Origin of the sequence: Micromonospora sp. NPDC047527, assembly GCF_040643015.1 — a bacterium.
In the GTDB taxonomy this organism is placed as follows: Bacteria; Actinomycetota; Actinomycetes; order Mycobacteriales; family Micromonosporaceae; genus Micromonospora.
Genome location: NZ_JBEYTK010000002.1, coordinates 506,403 through 525,367, shown reverse-complemented (window position 1 = coordinate 525,367; position 18,965 = coordinate 506,403). Strand labels below are relative to the sequence as shown.

18 protein-coding genes are annotated in these 18,965 nt (G+C 70.8%); 4 read left to right on the top strand and 14 right to left on the bottom strand.

Features of this window, described 5'->3' with window-relative positions; translation table 11 throughout:
• Positions 1 to 4: 4 nt before the first annotated feature.
• On the bottom strand, positions 5 to 634 hold the full coding sequence (locus ABZ808_RS11305; RefSeq protein WP_357003859.1) for a UbiX family flavin prenyltransferase: 630 nt from the start codon (positions 632 to 634) through the stop codon (positions 5 to 7).
• A gap of 156 nt (positions 635 to 790) precedes the next feature.
• Between ABZ808_RS11305 and ABZ808_RS11300 the strand changes: the two genes are divergently transcribed.
• Entirely contained in the window at positions 791 to 1,753 is a 963-nt protein-coding gene (locus tag ABZ808_RS11300; protein ID WP_357003857.1) for a terpene synthase, read from the top strand.
• 19 nt (positions 1,754 to 1,772) lie between these two features.
• Here ABZ808_RS11300 and ABZ808_RS11295 read toward each other — a convergent pair whose 3' ends face one another.
• The 5 genes from ABZ808_RS11295 to ABZ808_RS11275 all read right to left on the bottom strand — a co-directional run bounded on the left by ABZ808_RS11295 (position 1,773) and on the right by ABZ808_RS11275 (position 6,467).
• Complete coding sequence (locus ABZ808_RS11295) at positions 1,773 to 2,771, bottom strand: DUF1648 domain-containing protein (RefSeq protein ID WP_357003855.1); 999 nt, start codon at positions 2,769 to 2,771, stop codon at positions 1,773 to 1,775.
• Entirely contained in the window at positions 2,768 to 3,124 is a 357-nt protein-coding gene (locus ABZ808_RS11290) for a GntR family transcriptional regulator (RefSeq protein ID WP_124854291.1), read from the bottom strand. The genes ABZ808_RS11295 and ABZ808_RS11290 overlap by 4 nt, the downstream gene beginning before the upstream one ends.
• 104 nt (positions 3,125 to 3,228) lie before the next feature.
• Entirely contained in the window at positions 3,229 to 4,203 is a 975-nt protein-coding gene (mqnP, locus tag ABZ808_RS11285) for a menaquinone biosynthesis prenyltransferase MqnP (RefSeq protein WP_357003852.1), read from the bottom strand.
• On the bottom strand, positions 4,203 to 5,663 hold the full coding sequence (locus ABZ808_RS11280; RefSeq protein WP_357003849.1) for a menaquinone biosynthesis decarboxylase: 1,461 nt from the start codon (positions 5,661 to 5,663) through the stop codon (positions 4,203 to 4,205). The genes mqnP and ABZ808_RS11280 overlap by 1 nt, the downstream gene beginning before the upstream one ends.
• A gap of 207 nt (positions 5,664 to 5,870) precedes the next feature.
• Positions 5,871 to 6,467, bottom strand: coding sequence for a carboxymuconolactone decarboxylase family protein (locus tag ABZ808_RS11275; RefSeq protein ID WP_357003847.1), 597 nt, complete (start codon positions 6,465 to 6,467; stop codon positions 5,871 to 5,873).
• 53 nt (positions 6,468 to 6,520) lie between these two features.
• Here ABZ808_RS11275 and ABZ808_RS11270 point away from each other — a divergent pair, with 53 nt between their 5' ends.
• On the top strand, positions 6,521 to 6,997 hold the full coding sequence (locus ABZ808_RS11270; RefSeq protein ID WP_357003844.1) for a MarR family transcriptional regulator: 477 nt from the start codon (positions 6,521 to 6,523) through the stop codon (positions 6,995 to 6,997).
• A 126-nt stretch (positions 6,998 to 7,123) separates the two neighbouring features.
• A complete protein-coding gene (locus tag ABZ808_RS11265) occupies positions 7,124 to 7,372 on the top strand; it encodes a hypothetical protein (RefSeq protein WP_357003840.1) in 249 nt (82 codons plus the stop codon).
• A 21-nt stretch (positions 7,373 to 7,393) separates the two neighbouring features.
• On the opposite strand, the gene ccsB is transcribed toward ABZ808_RS11265, so the two are convergent.
• From ccsB to hemL, 6 genes are read right to left on the bottom strand one after another with little or no spacing between them, the layout of a single operon-like run.
• Positions 7,394 to 8,374, bottom strand: coding sequence for a c-type cytochrome biogenesis protein CcsB (gene ccsB, locus ABZ808_RS11260; protein WP_357003837.1), 981 nt, complete (start codon positions 8,372 to 8,374; stop codon positions 7,394 to 7,396).
• Positions 8,374 to 10,029: a cytochrome c biogenesis protein ResB gene (locus ABZ808_RS11255; RefSeq protein ID WP_357003834.1), complete on the bottom strand. Its 1,656-nt coding sequence runs from the start codon at positions 10,027 to 10,029 to the stop codon at positions 8,374 to 8,376. Before ABZ808_RS11255 ends, ccsB begins: the two co-directional genes overlap by 1 nt.
• Complete coding sequence (locus ABZ808_RS11250; RefSeq protein WP_357003831.1) at positions 10,029 to 10,850, bottom strand: cytochrome c biogenesis protein CcdA; 822 nt, start codon at positions 10,848 to 10,850, stop codon at positions 10,029 to 10,031. The genes ABZ808_RS11255 and ABZ808_RS11250 overlap by 1 nt, the downstream gene beginning before the upstream one ends.
• Positions 10,850 to 11,416, bottom strand: a complete 567-nt coding sequence (locus ABZ808_RS11245) for a TlpA disulfide reductase family protein (protein ID WP_357003828.1) — start codon at positions 11,414 to 11,416, stop codon at positions 10,850 to 10,852. The genes ABZ808_RS11250 and ABZ808_RS11245 overlap by 1 nt, the downstream gene beginning before the upstream one ends.
• The gene (locus tag ABZ808_RS11240; protein WP_357003825.1) at positions 11,416 to 12,063 is read right to left on the bottom strand and encodes a histidine phosphatase family protein; all 648 of its coding nucleotides are present in this window, start codon (positions 12,061 to 12,063) and stop codon (positions 11,416 to 11,418) included. Before ABZ808_RS11240 ends, ABZ808_RS11245 begins: the two co-directional genes overlap by 1 nt.
• Before the next feature lie 6 nt (positions 12,064 to 12,069).
• Positions 12,070 to 13,407: a glutamate-1-semialdehyde 2,1-aminomutase gene (gene hemL, locus ABZ808_RS11235; RefSeq protein ID WP_357003822.1), complete on the bottom strand. Its 1,338-nt coding sequence runs from the start codon at positions 13,405 to 13,407 to the stop codon at positions 12,070 to 12,072.
• Positions 13,408 to 13,599: 192 nt separating this feature from the next.
• Between hemL and ABZ808_RS11230 the strand changes: the two genes are divergently transcribed.
• On the top strand, positions 13,600 to 13,935 hold the full coding sequence (locus ABZ808_RS11230; protein WP_357003819.1) for an STAS domain-containing protein: 336 nt from the start codon (positions 13,600 to 13,602) through the stop codon (positions 13,933 to 13,935).
• A 57-nt stretch (positions 13,936 to 13,992) separates the two neighbouring features.
• On the opposite strand, the gene ABZ808_RS11225 is transcribed toward ABZ808_RS11230, so the two are convergent.
• Together ABZ808_RS11225 and ABZ808_RS11220 are read right to left on the bottom strand one after the other, a co-directional pair.
• On the bottom strand, positions 13,993 to 14,547 hold the full coding sequence (locus ABZ808_RS11225) for a response regulator (protein WP_357003816.1): 555 nt from the start codon (positions 14,545 to 14,547) through the stop codon (positions 13,993 to 13,995).
• The gene (locus tag ABZ808_RS11220) at positions 14,544 to 18,911 is read right to left on the bottom strand and encodes a HAMP domain-containing protein (protein ID WP_357003813.1); all 4,368 of its coding nucleotides are present in this window, start codon (positions 18,909 to 18,911) and stop codon (positions 14,544 to 14,546) included. The genes ABZ808_RS11225 and ABZ808_RS11220 overlap by 4 nt, the downstream gene beginning before the upstream one ends.
• Positions 18,912 to 18,965: the final 54 nt, after the last annotated feature.

The following is an 18,965-nucleotide window of genomic DNA, read 5'->3' as shown; positions in this document are numbered from 1 at the left end:
CCGCTCAGCTCCTGCCCGCGCCGAGTTGGCCGGACCAGCGCCGGAACAGGGTGTGTGGCACGCCGAGCGCGTCCAGCACCTTGCCGGCCACGAAGTCGACCAACTGCTGGGCGCTGGCCGCCGCGCCCGCGCCGTAGAAACCCGGGCTGGCCGGCAACACCACCGCACCGGCGTCGTGCAGCGCGATCAGGTGCTCCAGGTGGCTGCGGGTCACCGGCGTCTCCCGGGGCACCACCACCACCGGTCGGCGCTCCTTGAGGTTGACCTCGGCGGCACGCTGCAGCAGATCCTTGGAGAGCCCGATCGCGATGCCCGCGCAGGCCGCCGTGCTGGCCGGCACCACCGCCATTCCGCGTACCCGGTAGGAGCCGCTGCTCGGCCCGGCTGCCAGGTCGCCCGCCGGCCAGTGCCGCACGTCCGCGCCGGTCAGGTCCCGGCCGAGCCAGGCCGCGAGGTCCTCGGCCCAGTGCGCGTCGCGGAACGCCCGGCCGGTCTCGTCGAGCACGGTGAGCCGTGCCGCGCGGGACACGATCAGGTCCACCGACTCCCCCGCGTCGAGCAACCCGCCGACGACGGCTGCCGCGTACGGCGTTCCGGAGGCTCCGGAGACCCCGACCACCCATGGTTCGCGCATGCCCCCAGCCTGCCTGGTCCGGGTGTGCGCCGTGCCGTGGCCCCCGCCCTCGTCCGCCCGCCGTCGTCCCGGCCCACGACGGACATCATCGGCAGCCGATTTCTGACATGTTCGGATGGGAGGATCACCCCTGTGCAGCGACCGGAGGGGCGACCGATGACGGCGACGGCAGCCCGCACACTACGCGCCGAGTGTCCCCTTCCCTCCCGGTGCTCACCGCATGCCCAGGCGACCCAGGAGTGGCTGGCCGGCTGGGTGCGCCGCTTCGACCTGCCGCTGGACGACGTCGCCCTGCGCGGGTTGGACGCCGGTCGCATCGCCTGGTACGCCGGCCGGCTCTACCCCGACGCCAGCGCCGCCGACCTGCGTACGGTCGCCGCCCTCTGGACCTGGTTCTTCCTGCTCGACGACGCCTGCGACGGGCCACACCGCGCCAGCGGCGCGGACGTCGCGGCGCTGCGGGACGGGGTGCTCCGCGTGCTGCGCCACGGCCCCCGCGCCCGCCCGGCGGGTTTCCGGGGACCGCTGCGCCGGATGCTCGTGGAGGCGTGGCGAGCGCCGCGGGCCCGGATGCCCCCGCCCTGGCAGCAGCGTTTCGCCGACGCCGTCGCCCACCACCTGGCAGGCAACCGGACGGAGGCGGAGAACAAGACCCGGGGCCACGTTCCCGGTGTCACCGAGTACGTGGCGCTGCGCCGGGCCACCTCGGCGGCGTACGTCTCGTACACCATGATCGAATTTGTCACCGGTCACGCGCTGCCGGACGCCGTCTACCACCACCCGGCGCTGCGGGAGCTGGCGGCCACGGGCAACGACCTGCTCTCCTGGTTCAACGACCTGGTGTCGTTGGAGACGGATCGGGTCACCTCGGGCGGGCACAACCTGGTGCTGGCCATCGCGCGGGAGCAGCGCCTGCCGGACGATCGGGCCGTGGAGGCGGTGGTGGACCGCTGGCGCACGACGATGGGGCGGTTCATGGAGCTGCGGGCCACGGTCCCGTCCTTCGGCCCCGAGCTGGCCCCGGCGGTGGCCGCGCACGTGGAGGGGATCGCCAGCTCGGTGCGGGGGACGATCGACTGGTCACTGGAGAGCGACAGGTACTCGGCGTCCCGAAGCTGAACGAGGGCGCGCCGCCGGGTCACCGGGCGTGCCGGTGCCGGTCGGCGAGGGTGTTGAGCAGCGCGGCGGCGGTGCCAGCGTCGGCGACCGTGACGACGATCGAGCGCCCGCCGGTCCGCTCGACCAGCAGGCCCTCGCCCGCACGCAGGACGATGCCGACCCGGCCGCCGCGGCCCACCCGCCAGCCCCAGCCGCCGAACTCGCGCAGCGGGTGGACCTGGACGACGCTGGCGCGGAGCACCTCGTCGAGGGGGACCCGGGTGCGCGGCCAGCCGGCCGACGACCGGACCAGCAGGCCGGTCTCGTCGACCCGGACGGTGAAGGCGAACATCCCCACGAAGACCCCGGCCAGCAGGGCCGCGACGATCAGCAGGCCCCACACACCGATGATGACGGCGAGCGTGACCAGGAAGATGATGGCCACAGCGCCCAGGACGATCCCCGGCCCGGCGCCGGTGTGCCCGATCCAGACCGCCCGTTCGCTCGCCGCCAGGGGGACGCGGGACGCCTCGGGCGAGACGGGAGCGGCGGCCGGCTGAGGCGGGTCACCGGGTAGGAGCAGGCCGACGAGCACGGCCGGCAGGAGAGAACCGACGGTCGCCAGGGTGATCGCCCCACCGATGTCGCCGGCCCCGCGAGCGTCCGCCAGCCCAAGCTGGGCGTGCAGCGCGCCGAGCTGCACGAGGGCCAGGAAGAGCGCCACCCAGATGGTGGTCGCCGCGCCGATGCGGCGGCTCACGGCCGACTGCCCCCACAGCGTCGTGACCGCGCCGAAGCCGAGCACCAGGAGGGCGCCCAGGCCGAAGCCGGCCCAGAGGAAGGCGCCGAGGGACATGAAGCCGTCGGGGCTGCCCTGGGCTCCCCAGTGCGTCGCGACCGGATCGGGCAGGTCGCCACGCCAGGAGAGGGCCACAGCGGCGGCCACGGCAAGGATCACGAGGCCGACGATGGTGACCGTCAGGCCGACGAGGCGCGTCCGCCGACGCGTGTCACGGGCAGGCGCGGTGCCGGTGGTCATGATGAGAACGCCTCCTTGAGGAGTGTGGCGGTGGCTTCCGGGGAGAAACGCAGGGCACGCGCCTCGCGCACCACCTCGTCGATGGCGGCCAGCAGCTTCGCGTGGTCGGCGGCGGGCCGGGCGGTGACGATGGCGCCGCGACCGCGTCGCAGCTCGATCAGCCCGTCGTCGCGGAGCAGTTGATAGGCCCGGAGCACGGTGTGCACGTTGAGATCGAGCGAAGCGGCGAGCTCGCGGGCGGCGGGCAGCCGTTCACCGGGCTGGAGCACGCCCTGGGCCACGGCGAGGCGTACCTGCGTGACGAGCTGGGCGAAGAGCGTCTCATCCAGCGAGGGGTCGATGCGGAAGAGCATGCCTAAAGAATACTTGTTCTAGTGTTGTTAGAACAATGAGGGTAGCAGCACGCGAACGGCGGCGGTGCCGAGCGCACCGCCGCCGTCTGCCGCCATCGCAACTGTCAGGGGCGCAGGTCGAGCCGCACCACCAGGTCGAGCAGGGCGAACACGAACAGCGCGATGCCGACGAACCCGTTGGCGGTGAAGAACGCCCGGTTGACCTTGCTCAGGTCGGTCGGGCTGACCACCAGGTGCTGGTAGGCGAACGCGACGGCGGTCAGCGCCAGGCCGACCCACCAGAGCCAGCCGAACCCGACCAGGGTCCCGAACCAGACGAAGAGCCCGAAGGTCACCACGTGCGCCACGGTGGAGGCGTGCAGCGCGAAGCGCCGGCCGTACCGGGCGGGCACGCTGTGCACGCCGATCTCCTGGTCGATCTCGGAGTCCTGGCAGGCGTAGATCAGGTCGAAGCCGCCGATCCACAACCCGACCGCCGCGCCCAGCAGCCAGGCCGGCCAGGAGCCGTCCAGGGTGCCGGTGACCGCCAGCCACGCGCCTACCGGGCCGACCGCCTGGGCGATCGCGAGGATGGCGTGCGGCCAGTTGGTGAACCGCTTGCCGTACGGGTAGACCACCAGCGGCACCACGGCGAGCGGCGCCAGCACCAGGCAGAGCGGGTTGAGCAGCGCGGCTGCGGCGAGGAAGACCACCAGCGCGACGGCCGCGCCGGTCCAGGCCGTGCGGACGCTCACCGCGCCGGTGACCAGCTCCCGACCGGCGGTACGCGGGTTCCGCGCGTCGATGCTCCGGTCGAGGATCCGGTTGGCGGCCATCGCGAACGTCCGCGCCCCGACCATCGCCACGGTGATCAGCAGCAGGTCCCACCAGCGCACCCGACCGCCGGAAACCTGCATGGCGGTCAGCGCCGACAGGAAGGCGAACGGCAGCGCGAAGACGGAATGCTCGATCGCGACGAGGTCCAGGAAGGCCCGCACCCTCCCCCGCGATCTTGCACTTTCTGCCGGGGCAGAAGGGGATGAAGGAGGCGAATCGGAGACCGAAAGCGCAAGATCGCGGGAGTTGTCGGCGGCGGGCATCAGATGCCGTACTCCTTCCAGCGCTTGTTGACCAGGGCCGTGACTTCCGGACTCATGGTCATCTCCTCGGGCCAGCCGCGGGTGTAGCCCTCGGTGGGCAGCTTGCGGGTCGCGTCGACGCCCGCCTTGCCGCCCCAGAACTGCTGGTACGACGCGTGGTCGAGGTGGTCCACCGGGCCCTCGGTGAGCAGCAGGTCACGGGCGTAGTCGACGTTGCCGAAGGCACGGAAGGCCACCTCGTTGTAGTCGTGCACGTCGCAGTCCTCGTCGACGATCACGATCAGCTTGGTCAGCGACATCATGTGCGCGCCCCAGATCGCGTTCATCACCTTCTGGGCGTGCTTCGGGTAGCGCTTGCGGATGGACACGATCGCGCAGTTGTGGAAGACCCCGGCGGCCGGCAGGTTGTAGTCGACGATGTCCGGGATCAGGAAACGCAGCAGCGGCGCGAAGATCCGCTCGGTGGCCTTACCGAGGCCGTGGTCCTCCTGCGGCGGCTGGGACGTGACGATCGAGTGGTAGACCGGGTCGCGCTGCATGGTCATGCACTCGATGTGCATCACCGGGAACGGCTCGACCGGCGTGTAGAAGCCGGTGTGGTCGCCGAACGGCCCTTCCGGCAGCCGCTCGCCCGGCTCGATGTAGCCCTCCAGGACGATCTGCGCGTGCGCCGGCACCTGAAGCGGCACGGTCAGGCAGTCGACCATCTCGACCCGCTCGCCGCTCAGGAAACCAGCGAACAGGTACTCGTCGATGTCGGCCGGCAGCGGCGCGCTGGCCGAGTAGGCGACGGCGGGGTCGGCGCCGATGGCGATCGCCACCGGCAGCCGCTGCCCAAGCCGCTCGGCGACCGCGTGGTGCGCCGTCGAGTTCTTGTGGATCTGCCAGTGCATGCCGATCGTGTTGTGCGAGTGCTGCTGGAGGCGGTAGAGCCCGAGGTTGCGCTTGCCGGTCTCCGGGTGCTTGGTGTGGGTCAGCCCGAAGTTGTGGAAGATCCCGCCGTCGCCCGGCCACACCTGCAACCCCGGCAGCCGGTTGAGGTCGACGTCGTCGCCTCGGTAGACCACCTGCTGGCAGGGTGCCGTCTTGACCTTCTTCGGCGGCATGGACTTGAGCTGCATGACCTTGCCGAGCCCGCCCATCATGCCCGAGAAGCCCTGCGGCAGCTCCGGCTTGAGCATCTCGCCGATCCGCGTGCCGATCTCGTCGAGGTTGTCCACCCCGAGCGCCATCGCCATCCGCTTCTCGGTGCCGAACAGGTTGATCGCCACCGGCATCTCACCCCGGGTCGGACGCTCGAAGAGCAGCGCCGGCCCTCCAGCCCGCACCGTGCGGGTGACCACCTCGCTGATCTCCAGCGTGGGATCGACCGGGACGTCGACCCGGCGCAGCTCCCCCGCGCGCTCCAGCGCCGCGAGGAAGTCCTTCAGATCGGTGTACGGGAAGCCACGAGCCGCCATGGCCACAGTCTCCCGCACGGGGTGCGCCGCCGACGAAGCCGGGTGGTGTGACGCCCGCGATGACCGGGGGCAGCGGCCGGTCGGCGGACCCTCAGCCTTGATCCACTCGACGTCCACGAAACCGGGGTGTCCTGCCGCCTGGGATACACCGACTTTACGGAAACCGAGTGGATCAAGAGCGACCTGGCCGCGCGGGCCGACGGCGAGTCAGGCCGCGGGCGTCCACGCGTGGGGCGACAGCGGCGGGTCGAGTGGCGCGCGGGTGAGCCGGTTGGCGAAGGTCGAGATGGTGTACGTCCCGACGCCGAGCACCACGTCCAGCGCGTGCCGGGGCTGGTAGCCGGCGGCCAGGAAGTCGTCCAGCTCGTCGTCGGGCACCGCGCCCCGGTGGTCGAGCACGGCCAGCGTGAAGCGGCGCAGCGCTTCCAGTCGGGGCTCGGGCAGCGCGGTGCCGGCGCGCAGCGCGGTGATCAGCTCGGTGGTCGCGCCGAGCCGGGTGAGCGTGCCGGTGTGCAGGGCCACGCAGACGTGGCACTCGTTGGTGGTGGCAACGGCGAGGACGACCACCTCTCGCTCCAGCGGCGAGAGGTCGGTCTGTTCGAAGCCCTTGTTGGCGGTGAGGAAGCCGCTGAGCAGCTGGGGTGACTCGGCCATCAGGGCAACCGGCGCGGGCAGCCAGCCGAATTGACGGCGTACCCCCTCGACGGTCGACCGGGAGGCGGCGGGCGCGGTCTCGGCGGTGTGTGCGGTGAAGACGGGCACGGTTACCTGCTCTCGCGGCGTCGGTCGGAACGCCGAGGACACGTCCCGTACGATAGTCAACGTGGTTTACCAGATAGTAAAGGTGGTTGTCTAATATGACAACCACTGACCCCACGCGGCCCGGCTTCGCGCTGCCACTGCTCCTGCTGGCCGGCTTCCGTACGCTGATCGACGACCTGCACGCCGAGTTGGCCCGGCAGGGGCATCCCGAGCTACGGCCGCTGCACGGCTTCGTGCTCCAGGCCGTGGGGGTGGACGGCACCACGGCCACCGAGCTGGGTCAACGGCTCGGCATCTCCAAGCAGGCGGCCGGCAAGACGGTCGACCGCCTCGTCGCCGTCGGCTACCTGGAACGGGCCGACGACCCCTCGGACGCCCGCCGCCGCCTGGTCCGGGTGACACCGCGAGGCGCCGACGGCCTGCGCCGCTCGGCGGAGATCTTCGACCGGCTGCGCGAGCAGTGGGTCGACGCCCTCGGCGCGCAACGGGTCGACGCCATCGAGGACGACCTGCGCACGATGGCCTCGACCAACTGGTTCCGCCTCGACGTGCCGGGCTGGTTCGGCGGCTGATCGCGCTGGCCGGTTCCGGGCCGCAGGACCCCCTCGGCGACCAGGAGTCGGTCCTGCGCGGTCAAGCCCGTGGGCACATCTCACTGACCGTGGCGAGACAGCAGACGCGGCAGGCAGGCTGGATCCATGTCGGATGCCTACGTCGTCGGCGACCCGGACGGCTTGTCGCCCCTGCTGGTCGAGTTGCGCGACACCATCGCCCGGGAGCTGCACGCCCAACTGGCACTGCGCGGCGAACGGATCGAACTGGCCGACCTGCCGGAGGTGTCTTATCAGGTCACCATCCAGGTCGAGCGGGCACTGCGCGCCTGGCGACCCGCCCAGCGCTCGGGTACGCGGGTCGCGTTCGACGACGGCCCGCAACCGTCGGGCTGATCGGGCCGTGCGTCGCCGGGGTCAGTCCAGGCCGCCGTACGAGTGCAGGCCGGTGAAGAAGATGTTCACGCCGAACAGGTTCATCAGCACGGTGAGGAAGCCGAGCACCGCCAGCCAGGTGGCCACGTTGCGCTTGACGCTGGGCGTGGCCCGCGCGTGCAGGTAGCCGGCGTAGACCACCCAGGAGATGAACGCCCAGGTCTCCTTCGGGTCCCAACCCCACGGCCGACCCCAGGCCGCCTCGGCCCAGATCGCGCCGGCGATCACCGCGAAGGTGAAGATCGGAAAGGAGAACGCGTGCAGCACGAACGTCAGCCGCTCCAGGCTGCCCGCGCTGGGCAGCCGCTTGGCCAGGGTGTACGGGAAACTCCGCTTACCCTGCTCGTATCCGTTGCGCATGATGAACCCGACCGCCGGCACCGCGCCGAACAGGAAGATGCCCGACGCGAAGACGATGGTCGACACGTGGATGACGAACCAGTACGAGTTCAGAGCCGGCACCAGGGGCACGATCGGCACGTACAGCACCAGCTCGGCGGTGGCCACCAGCAGCACCATCACCAGGGTGAGGAACAGCCCGAGCTTGCGCAGCGACGGCAGCTTCCAGAGCACCCCGAGCCAGGCCACGACCCCGATGAAGGTCACGGTGAGCACAAACTCGTACATGTTGCCCCAGGGCATCCGGTCGGCGGCGATGCCGCGCGTGACCAGAGCCGCGAGGTGCAGCACGGCGGCGACCGCGGTGGCGGCCACCGCGATCAGGCCGGCGATCCGGGCACGCCGCGCCGAGCTGTGGACCTCGGTCGACGACGGCGGGACCGGCGCGGAGTCCGTCGGGGTGGACGAGCCGCCCGCGCCGACGCCCACGAGCTCACGAGCCGGAGCCGGCACCGCGACCCGGGTACGCGCGTTGCCCAGCGCGTACTCCACGGCGTGACTGATCATCGCGATCAGGTACACCAGGATCGCGAAGGTCACCAGATTGTCGGAGAGCGCGGACATCACTCGGTCCCTTCTCGCACACCGGCCCGGCCACTGGAGTCAGCGTCGGTGCCCGCCCGCTCGGCCGCCTTCCCGTCACCGCCCACAGCGGTGACGAGCTGGGCGAACTCGTCGGCGAACCCTGGATAGTCGGTGCGCGGCAACCCACCGGCCTCCATCAAGCTACTACCGCCCGTCGGAGATCCGTTCGCGGGGTCGGCCGGCAGCATCCGGAACCACACCCGGCGGCGCCGCCCGAACAGCGAACCCATCAGCCCGACCAGCAGGAAACCGCAGCTGACCAGCAGGATCGTCGAGCCGGGATCGTGCCGGACGGAGAGCGTGACATACCGCTCGGTGCCCAGGAACTCGACGGTCGTGCCGTCGTCCAGCGTCCAGGTCTCGCCCTTGCGCAGCAGCTTGGTGCCGATCTCCTTGACCTTGCCGGTGCTCACCTGCCGCTGGTCGAGCTGGTAGACCGAGCTGGGGATGCCGGCGTCCAGACCGAGGTTGCCCCGGTACGCGACCAGGTTCAGCGCCGGGTTGCGCTCCGTCGGGTACTCCGAACGGGCGAACGGCGCCTGCTGCGGGGCCGTGGGCAGGTAGATGCCGGTGAACGCCACCTGCTGGTCGGGTGCGCGCTGCCCGGTGCCCGGATCGACGTTGGCGTCCGGGAAGGCCGCCAGCCCTTCGCTGGTCAGACCCATGTCACCGGTCGTCAGGAACGGGAGGTCACTGATCTGGCTGCGGCCGAACCGGTCGGTGTAGCGGATCACCGGGGCGTACCCGTGGCCGAGCAGGTAGACGTTCGCCCCGTTCAGCCGCAGCGGCGAGTTCACCGAGAAGTCCGCGCTGCGGGTCGGCTCGTTCGGGCCGTCGACGGTCACCGTGGCGTTGAAGAACTCCGGCTGGCCGGACGGCAGGAACCGGGCCTGGAATTCGTCCAGCCGCAGGCAGAAGCCGGGCAGGTCGGCGCTGTCCACCTGGGGGCCGAGTTTCGCCTCGGCGTACTGCTGACGGGTGTTGCAGAAGGCGTTGTCCGCTCCGGCCACCAGCAGCCGGTTGCCGCTCCAGCCGTACCACGAGCCGAGCGCGACGCCGAGCAGCACCACGATCAGCGAGGTGTGGAACAGCAGGTTGCCGGTCTCCTTGAGGTAGCCCTTCTCGGCGGACACCTCGTCGCCGCGCACCTCCACCCGCCAGCGCCGCTTGCGCAGCACCTCGGCGACCGCCGCCGCGCCACCGGCCGGGGCGGGCAGAACGGTGTGCTGCGGCAGCCGCGCCAACCGCTTCGGCGCGGCCGGGGGCCGGGACCGCAGCGCCCGGACGTGGTCGCGCAGCCGGGGCGTGATGCAGCCGATCAGCGAGGTGAACAGCAGCAGGTAGATCGCCGAGAACCAGACCGAGCCGAAGACCTCGAACGCGCCGATCCGGTCCAGCCGGGGGGCCCAGTCCGGGTGGTCGATGAAGTACTGGTTGACCCGCTCCGGGCTGACCCCGCGCTGCGGCAGCACCGAGCCGGGGATGGCGGCGACCGCGAGCAGGAAGAGCAGGATCAGCGCGGTACGCATGCTGGTCAGCTGCCGCCACGAGTTGCGTAGCAGCGCCAGCAGCCGGTTGGGGCGGCGGCGGGGCGCCGGCGCCTCGGTCTGCGGCCTGTCGTCGACGGCGGTCATCAGATGCTCACCTCGCCCACCCCGACGGTGGTCTGCAGCCAGATCACGAAGTTCTGCCATCCGCCGGTGACCAGTGCCAGGCCGATCAGGATGAGCAGGGCGCCGCCGATCCGGGTCACCCAGCGGCTGTTGCGCCGAACGGCGCGGAAGACCCCGAGCAGGCGCTGGAAGCCGAGCCCGAAGACGACGAACGGTATCCCCAGTCCGAGGCAGTACGCCACGGCGAGCACCACGGCGCGGTCGCTCTGGCCGCTCGCGGTCGCCATGCCCATCACCGCGCCGAGCGTGGGGCCGGTGCAGGGCACCCAACTGAGCGCGAAGACCGCCCCGACGACCGGGGCGCCGAGCAGCCCGGCCGAGGGCAGTCGGGAGATCCGGAACTCCCGTTGCAGTGCGGGGATCAGCCCGAGGTAGCCGAACCCGAGCACGATGATCAGCGCGCCGACGACGATTTCGAGCTGCCGCTCGTACTCGAAGAAGACCCGGCCGATGCCGGCGAACAGAATCGCGGTGGCGACGAAGACCACGGTGAAGCCTGCGATGAAGAGCAGCGTCCCGGCGAGCACCCGGCCCTTGACCGCCACGGTCGCGGTCCGCTCGCGGACGGCGACACCGCCACCGCCCTCGGCGGACGCGGGGTCGGCCTCGGGTCGACGGCCTTCGAGGTCGGCGCCGGCGAGGCCGGTGACGTACGAGAGGTAGCCGGGGACCAGCGGAAGCACGCACGGGGAGAGGAAGCTGACCAGGCCGGCGAGCGCCGCCGCGCCGATGGCCAGGAGCAGCGGCCCGCTCAGGGCCAGCTCCCGGAAGGTCTCGCCCATCAGCCCGACGCCGGCTTCTCGCCGGCGACCCGCTCGACGATCGGTTGCAGGCCCTCCTGCTTGACGGCGGCCCGGATCACCACCGCGACCCGGCCCTCCCGGTCGAGCACCACCGTCGCCGGGACGGTGTTGGGCGGAATGTCCAGGTCGAGTGCCAGGCGGCTGGACGGGTCGAACAGGCTCTGATAGGTGACCCGGCCCTCCTCGAACGCCTTGGCCTTGTCCCGCTGATCTTGGACGTTGATGCCGAGGAACGTCACCCCGGAGCCCTTGGTCGCCTGGTAGACGGCCTCAAGGTCGTCGGCCTCGGCCCGGCACGGCGCGCACCAGGAGCCCCAGAAGTTGACCACCACGACCTGACCGCGAGCCTGGCTGACGTCGTACGTGCCGCCGGTGAGCAGCTCACCAGCGAGCTTCGGAGGCGCCGAGCGCTGGTCCGGGGCGCACTCGATGACCCCGTCGGCGGTGGTCGTGCAGGTCTTCTCCCGCCCCTGCGACGTGCAGCCGGCCAGCGCCACCATCGCGACGGCGGCGAGCAGACCCGCGGTCCACCTCCGGGCGTTCATCAGGCCCCCTTGGCCGTCCGGGCTGTCGCGGAGAGAGCGATCAGGTGCGCGGCCGGCTCGCTGTAGCCGATGCCCTCCACCTTCGCGCCGTCGAAGTGGAACGAGGTCAGGCTCGCCAGCCCACACTGCCGCTTGCGCGGGTCGTGCCAGAGCCGCTTGCGCTCGACGTGGCGGCGCAGCGTCCAGATCGGGAGCTGGTGCGACACCAGCACCGCCTCGCGCCCCTCGGCCGCGACCCGGGCGGCGTGCACGGCGGCGAACATCCGCTCGGCGATCACCCGGTACGCCTCACCCCAGGACGGGGTCACCGGGTCACGCAGCACCCACCAGTTGCGCGGGTCGCGGAACGACCCGTCACCCGGGGACACCTTCTTGCCCTCGAACCAGTTGGCGCTCTCGATCAGCCGCTCGTCCACCCCGACCGGCAGCCCGAACTGGGCGGCGATCGGCTCGGCGGTCTGCTGTGCGCGCTCCAGCGGGCTGGCCACCACGTGCACGATCTCCCGCTCGGCCAGCCCTTCCGCAGCGGCCTTGGCCATCTGCACGCCCAGCTCGGAGAGGCGGAAACCGGGCAACCGGCCGTAGAGGATCTGGTCGGGGTTGTGCACCTCGCCGTGCCGAAGCACGTGGACCACCGTCTTGCTCAAGGTTTTTTACCCCCCGTTACCAGCCGCTGCCGCCGCGTTCGCCGCCGTCGGCAGGGCGGCGGCGATGTGCTCCAGAGCGGCGTCGTCGATCGCCGCCGAGACGAACCACGACTCGAACGCGCTCGGCGGCAGGTAGACGCCGGCGGCGAGCATCGCGTGGAAGAACGCCTTGAACGCCGGCACCTGCTGGGTGCGGGCGCTGTCGTAGTCGACGACATCGGCGTCGGTGAAGAAGATCGAGAACATGCTGCCCGCGTACGACAGGTGGTGCGGAACCCCGGCGGCGGCCAGCGCGTCGGACGCGAGCTTGCCCACGACGGCGGCCGTGTCGTCGAGTTTGCGGTAGAGCGCGTCGTCGGCCAGCCGCAGCGTGGCCAGGCCGGCGGCGCAGGCCAGCGGGTTACCGGAGAGCGTGCCGGCCTGGTAGACCGGGCCGGCCGGGGCCAGCCGCGCCATGATCTCCGCGCGCCCGCCGAACGCCGCGGCGGGCAGGCCACCACCCATGACCTTGCCGTACGTCCACAGGTCGGCGTCGGAGGCGTCGAGGCCGTGCCAGCCGGCGCGGGAGACCCGGAACCCGGTCATCACCTCGTCCACGACGAGCAGGGCGCCGTGCGCGTGCGCGATCCGGGCGAGCTGGGAGTTGAAGCCGTCGCGGGGCGCGACCACGCCCATGTTGCCTGCCGCGGCCTCGGTGATCACCGCGGCGATGTGTTCGCCCTCGGCGGCGAAGGCCTCCTCGACGGCCCGGATGTCGTTGTACGGCAACACGATCGTCTCGCTGGCCGCCGCGCCGGTGACGCCGGGCGAGTCGGGCAGGCCGAGGGTCGCCACTCCGGACCCGGCGGCGGCGAGCAGCGCGTCGACGTGGCCGTGGTAGCAGCCGGCGAACTTGACGATCTTGGAGCGGCCGGTGAAGCCCCGGGCCAGCCGGATCGCCGACATGGTGGCCTCGGTGCCCGAGTTGACCAGGCGTACCTGCTCCACCGGGGTCCGGTCGACGATCTCGGCGGCCAACTCCACCTCGCCCGGGGTGGGGGTGCCGAAGCTGGTGCCCCGGGCGGCGGCAGCCTGCACGGCGTCCACCACCTCCGGGTGGGCGTGCCCGAGGATCAGCGGACCCCACGAGCAGACCAGGTCGACGTAGCGGCGGCCGTCGGCGTCGAACAGCCAGGGGCCCTCGCCACGGACCATGAAGCGCGGGGTGCCGCCGACCGCCTGGAAGGCGCGCACAGGGGAGTTCACCCCGCCCGGCACAATGGCGCGGGCGCGGTGGAACAGGGCCTCGGAGGCCGGCGCGTCGGCCGGGTAGCGGCCAGATCCGGCGGAAACGATGTCGGTCACGATGCGGCCATTGTGTCAGCGCCGGCCTGCCAATCCGCAGCCACCCCGGGCCGACGTTACCGGACTCACCCACCCCGGGTGCCTCCCAGCAGCACGAACGCAGGGCTGGCGGAGGGCGGCACGGAGGTGACGTGGGGGCCGGCGCACGGCTCCCGACGGGCTGGGGCGGCTGGATCGCGCTAGGCTGACCGGGTGGATCGTGCCGAGCTTTCGATCACGCTTCACCGGACAGGCGACGAAGCAGTGCTGCGCCTCGCCGGTGAGATCGACATGCTCACGGCCTCCCAGCTCTCGACCGTGGTCAACGAGGTTCTCGCCGACCCGCCTCCCCGGATCGTGCTCGACCTTGAGGGCGTCACCTTCTGCGACTCGCAGGGCCTGGGCACCCTGGTGGTGCTCAGTCGCAAGGCCAGTCGCGCGCAGAGCCTGCTGATGCTCACCCACGTCGGCGACTTCCTGATCCGCGTCCTGGACATCACCGGCCTCCGCAGCGCCCTGATGATCCGCAACGACCAGCCCGCCGGCTGACCCCAGGCCACCTCCGCCCCGCCGAGGGCTGAACCGGCGAGGGCAGAGCGCGAGCCGTCAGGAGTTGCTGCCCCAGCGGGCCTGCTCCAGCATTTCCATCGCCCGCTCCCGGCCCTCCGGGTCGTCGGAGCGGAGCAGGGTCGTCGCCTCGTCGACCGCGTCGGTGAGCCGCCGCCACTGCGTGTCGCGTTCCCGGACCAGGTCCGACTGGGCGGCCAACTGCCGGGTCTTCACCCACAGCTCGACGAAGACCGACACCTTGGCCCGCAGCACCCACGGGTCGAAGGGCTTGGTCAGGTAGTCCACCGCCCCCACCTGATAGCCGCGCAGGGCGAGCTGGGCGTCCCGGTCCGCCGCCGTGAGGAAGATGATCGGCACATGCCGGGTCCGCTCGCGGCGCTTGATGTGGCTGGCCGTCTCGAAGCCGTCCATGTCCGGCATCTGCGCGTCCAAGAGGATCACCGCGAAGTCGTCCACCAACAACTGCTTGAGAGCCGCCTCGCCGCTCTCCACCGCCACCGACTGAACCGGCAGGCCCTGGAGGATCGCCTCCAGGGCCATCAGGTTCTCCCGCCGGTCGTCCACGAGCAGCGCCTTGGCGATCTGGGTCACGAGATCTCCTTGCTTCGGCTGCCGCTGATCCAGGACGACATCAATTCAATCAAATCGTCCAGATCGACCGGCTTGGTGATGTAGTCGCTTCCCCCGGCCGCGAGCGCCGACTCACGGTCACCCGGCATCGCCTTCGCGGTCAGGAAGACGACGGGAAGGTCGGCGAACCGGTGGTTACGGCGGATCTGCCGGGTCGTCTCGTATCCGTCCTGGTCCGGCATCATGGCGTCCATCAGCACGATGTCCACCTCCGGGTGCTCCGCCAGCAGGCGGACGCCGTCCGCCCCGTTGTCCGAGTACAGCACGGTCATGCCGTGCAGCTCCAACGCGCTGGTCAGGGCGAAGACATTGCGGACGTCGTCGTCCACGATCAGCACCGTGGCGCCGTCCAACTGACGGGTGGCCGGTGCCTCCGGCCTCTCCGGCAGCAGCTCCAGCGGCGGCATCAGCAGCGACGACGGCAGGCCGGCGCGCTGCGGCGACGGCGACAGGGGCGCGACCACCGCGTCCGGTGCCAGCACCTGCGGCACGAACAGGGTGAACGTCGAACCCTGCCCGGGCGCCGACGACACGGTGATGGCGCCACCGATCAGCCGGGCCAGGTCGCGGCTGATCGACAGCCCCAGGCCGGTGCCGCCGTAGCGGCGGCTGGTCGTGCCGTCCGCCTGCTGGAACGCCTCGAAGATGATCGACAGCTTGTCGTCGGAGATGCCTATCCCGGTGTCGATCACGGTGAACGCGATCACCTGCTGGGCGTTGGTCAACGCCGGCACGTCGAAGACCGCGTTCTCCGCCGCTGGCGCGATCCGCAACGTCACCGCGCCGTTGTCGGTGAACTTCACCGCGTTGGAGAGCAGGTTGCGCAGGATCTGCTGCAACCGCTGCGCGTCGGTGACCAGCGCCGGCGGCAGATCCTTGCTCACCCGTACCTGGAAGTCCAGGTTCTTCTCCTCGGCCTGCGGCGCGAACGCCTGCTCGACGTAGCCGCGGATCTCGGCGAACCGGATCTCGGTCGGCTCGACGTCCATCCGACCCGCCTCGATCTTGGACAGGTCCAGGATGTCGTCGATCAACGAGAGCAGGTCCGAGCCGGCACTGTGGATGGTCCGCGCGAACTCGATCTGCTTCGGGTTGAGGTTCTGCTCCGAGTTCTCCGCCAGCAGTCGCGCCAGCAGCAGCAACGAGTTCAACGGCGTACGCAGCTCGTGGCTCATGTTGGCCAGGAACTCCGACTTGTACGCCGATGCCCGGGTGAGCTGCTGCGCCTTCTCCTCCAGGCCGAGCCGGGCCAGCTCGATCTCCCGGTTCTTCGTCTCGATGTTGCCCTTCTGCTCGGAGAGCAGGGTGGCCTTCTCCTCCAGCTCGGCGTTGGTGCGCTGCAACTCCGCGGACTGCTCCTGAAGCTCGTGCGCGAGCCGCTGCGACTGGGCCAGCAGCTCCTCCGTACGCCGGTTGGCCTGAATGGTGTTGACCGCGACACCGATGGTGAGAACCAGCCGCTCCAGGAACGACAGGTGCAGCTCGGAGAAGGCCGCCACACTGGCGAACTCGATCACCCCGAGCAGTTCCCCCTCGAAGAGCACGGGGAGCACCACCAGGTCGGACGGGGGCGTCTCGGCCAGGCCGGAGCGAAGGGTGAGCCGGCTGTTCGGGGAGGCGCTGACCCGGATCGTCCGGCGGGACAGCGCGGTCTGGCCGACCAGCCCCTCACCCGGGCCGAAGGTGACGTCGTGCCCGCGCGCCACGTACCCGTAGGACGAGGTCAGCCGCAGCCGCACGCTGCCGTCGGTCTCGTCGGCCAGGAAGAAGGCGCCGAGCTGGGCGTCGACCAGCGGCGTCACCTCCGTCATGATCATGCGGCAGACCTCGCCCAGGTCACGCTGGCCCTGCAACAGGCCACCGATCCGGGCCAGGTTGGAGTCCAGCCAGCCCTGCTCGGCGTTCTTCTTGGTCGTCTCCCGGAGGGTGACGATCATCTGGTTTATGTTGTCCTTCAGCTCGGCGACCTCGCCCTGCGCCTTCACCGCGATCCGCTGGGTCAGGTCACCCCGGGTCACCGACGTGGACACCTGGGCGATGGCCCGCAACTGGGTGGTAAGCGTCGAGGCGAGCTGGTTGACGTTCTCGGTGAGGTCCCGCCAGGTGCCGGAGACGCCCTTGACCTGCGCCTGACCGCCGAGCTTGCCCTCGATGCCGACCTCGCGGGCCACCCGGGTCACCTCGTCGGCGAACGACGAGAGCTGGTCCACCATCGTGTTGACCGTGGACTTCAGCTCCAGGATCTCGCCCTGGGCGTCCACCGTGATCTTCTGGCTGAGGTCGCCCTTCGCCACGGCCGTGGTCACCGAGGCGATGTTGCGGACCTGACTGGTCAGGTTCGACGCCATCGAGTTCACGTTGTCGGTCAAGTCCCGCCACGTACCACTGACGCCCTTGACCTGCGCCTGGCCGCCGAGCTTGCCCTCGGTGCCCACCTCACGCGCGACCCGGGTCACCTCGTCGGCGAACGACGACAACTGGTCCACCATCGTGTTGACCGTGGACTTCAGCTCCAGGATCTCGCCACGAGCGTCCACCGTGATCTTCTGCGACAGGTCGCCCTTCGCCACCGCCGTCGAGACCTGGGCGATGTTGCGGACCTGGGCGGTCAGGTTGGACGCCATCGAGTTCACGTTGTCGGTCAGGTCCCGCCAGGTGCCGGCGACCCCGCGCACCTGCGCCTGACCACCCAGCTTGCCCTCGGTGCCCACCTCACGCGCGACCCGGGTCACCTCGTCGGCGAACGACGACAGCTGATCCACCATCGTGTTGACCGTGGACTTCAACTCCAGGATCTCGCCACGAGCGTCCACCGTGATCTTCTGCGACAGGTCGCCCTTCGCCACCGCCGTGGTCACCGAGGCGATGTTGCGGACCTGACTGGTCAGGTTCGACGCCATCGAGTTCACGTTGTCGGTCAGGTCCCGCCACGTACCACTGACGCCCTTGACCTGCGCCTGACCACCCAGCTTGCCCTCGGTGCCCACCTCGCGGGCCACCCGCGTCACCTCGTCGGCGAACGACGAGAGCTGGTCCACCATCGTGTTGACGGTGTTCTTCAGCTCCAGGATCTCGCCCTGCGCGTCCACCGTGATCTTCTGCGACAGGTCACCCCGCGCCACCGCCGTCGACACCTGCGAGATGTTGCGGACCTGGCTGGTCAGGTTGCCGGCCAGCTGGTTGACGTTCTCGGTGAGGTCCCGCCAGGTGCCGGAGACCCCGCGCACCTGCGCCTGGCCGCCCAGCTTGCCCTCGATGCCGACCTCGCGGGCGACCCGGGTCACCTCGTCGGCGAACGACGACAGCTGATCCACCATCGTGTTGACGGTGTCCTTCAGCTCCAGGATCTCGCCCTGCGCCGCCACCGTGATCTTCTGCGACAGGTCACCCCGCGCCACCGCCGTCGACACCTGGGCGATGTTGCGGACCTGGGCCGTCAGGTTGGACGCCATCGAATTGACGCTGTCGGTCAGGTCCTTCCAGGTGCCGGCCACGTTCGGCACCTCGGCCTGACCGCCGAGCTTGCCCTCGGTGCCCACCTCGCGCGCCACCCGGGTCACCTGCTCGGCGAAGAGCCGCAGCGTGTCGGTGAGGTAGTTCATGGTGTCGGCCAGCTCGGCGACCTCGCCCCGCGCGCTGACCGTGATCTTCTGCGACAGGTCGCCCTTGGCCACCGCGGTCGCCACCTGCGAGATCGACCGCACCTGGCCGGTCAGGTTCGACGCCATGGTGTTGACCGAGTCGGTGAGGTCCTTCCAGGTGCCGGCGACGCCCCGCACATCGGCCTGGCCGCCCAGCTTGCCCTCGGTGCCCACCTCACGGGCCACCCGGGTCACCTCGTTGGAGAACGACGAGAGCTGGTCGACCATCGTGTTGACCGTGCGGCCGATCCGCAGGTATTCGCCGCGCAGCGGCCGCCCGTCGATCTCCAGGGCCATGTGCTGGGACAGGTCGCCGTCCGCGACCGCCACGATGACCCGGGCGATCTCGGTCGTCGGCCGGCCCAGGTCGTCGATCAGCGAGTTGACGGTCCGCTGCGCCTCCGCCCAGGCGCCGTCCAACCCCTCGTCGTCGAGCCGTTCGGTGAGCCGGCCGTCCCGACCGACGATCCGACTGATCCGCCGCAGGTCCAGGTACTGCCGCTCCTGGACCGAGACCACCTCGTTGAAGGCGTCCGCCACCTCACCGGCAGTGCCGGCGCGGCGGGGAAGCCGGACCTTCAGGTCGCCGCGACGGACCCGTCGCAGCGCCTCGGTCAACTCACCGAGGAGCGCCTCGTGGTCGGGCGCGGACGGATCCGCCACCGACTGCTTCGCCGTGGTCATCATTCCTCGCTCCACTCGGGGGCACCGGCCCTGCGGACACACCGGCACCCCATA

Bases quoted from the DNA above. Each gene is read 5' to 3' on its own strand.
- ABZ808_RS11305 (WP_357003859.1), bottom strand. From the start codon at position 634: ATGCGCGAACCATGGGTGGTCGGGGTCTCCGGAGCCTCCGGAACGCCG.
- ABZ808_RS11300 (WP_357003857.1), top strand. From the start codon at position 791: ATGACGGCGACGGCAGCCCGCACACTACGCGCCGAGTGTCCCCTTCCC.
- ABZ808_RS11295 (WP_357003855.1), bottom strand. From the start codon at position 2,771: ATGACCACCGGCACCGCGCCTGCCCGTGACACGCGTCGGCGGACGCGC.
- ABZ808_RS11290 (WP_124854291.1), bottom strand. From the start codon at position 3,124: ATGCTCTTCCGCATCGACCCCTCGCTGGATGAGACGCTCTTCGCCCAG.
- mqnP (WP_357003852.1), bottom strand. From the start codon at position 4,203: ATGCCCGCCGCCGACAACTCCCGCGATCTTGCGCTTTCGGTCTCCGAT.
- ABZ808_RS11280 (WP_357003849.1), bottom strand. From the start codon at position 5,663: ATGGCGGCTCGTGGCTTCCCGTACACCGATCTGAAGGACTTCCTCGCG.
- ABZ808_RS11270 (WP_357003844.1), top strand. From the start codon at position 6,521: ATGACAACCACTGACCCCACGCGGCCCGGCTTCGCGCTGCCACTGCTC.
- ABZ808_RS11265 (WP_357003840.1), top strand. From the start codon at position 7,124: ATGTCGGATGCCTACGTCGTCGGCGACCCGGACGGCTTGTCGCCCCTG.
- ccsB (WP_357003837.1), bottom strand. From the start codon at position 8,374: ATGTCCGCGCTCTCCGACAATCTGGTGACCTTCGCGATCCTGGTGTAC.
- ABZ808_RS11255 (WP_357003834.1), bottom strand. From the start codon at position 10,029: ATGACCGCCGTCGACGACAGGCCGCAGACCGAGGCGCCGGCGCCCCGC.
- ABZ808_RS11250 (WP_357003831.1), bottom strand. From the start codon at position 10,850: ATGGGCGAGACCTTCCGGGAGCTGGCCCTGAGCGGGCCGCTGCTCCTG.
- ABZ808_RS11245 (WP_357003828.1), bottom strand. From the start codon at position 11,416: ATGAACGCCCGGAGGTGGACCGCGGGTCTGCTCGCCGCCGTCGCGATG.
- ABZ808_RS11220 (WP_357003813.1), bottom strand. From the start codon at position 18,911: ATGACCACGGCGAAGCAGTCGGTGGCGGATCCGTCCGCGCCCGACCAC.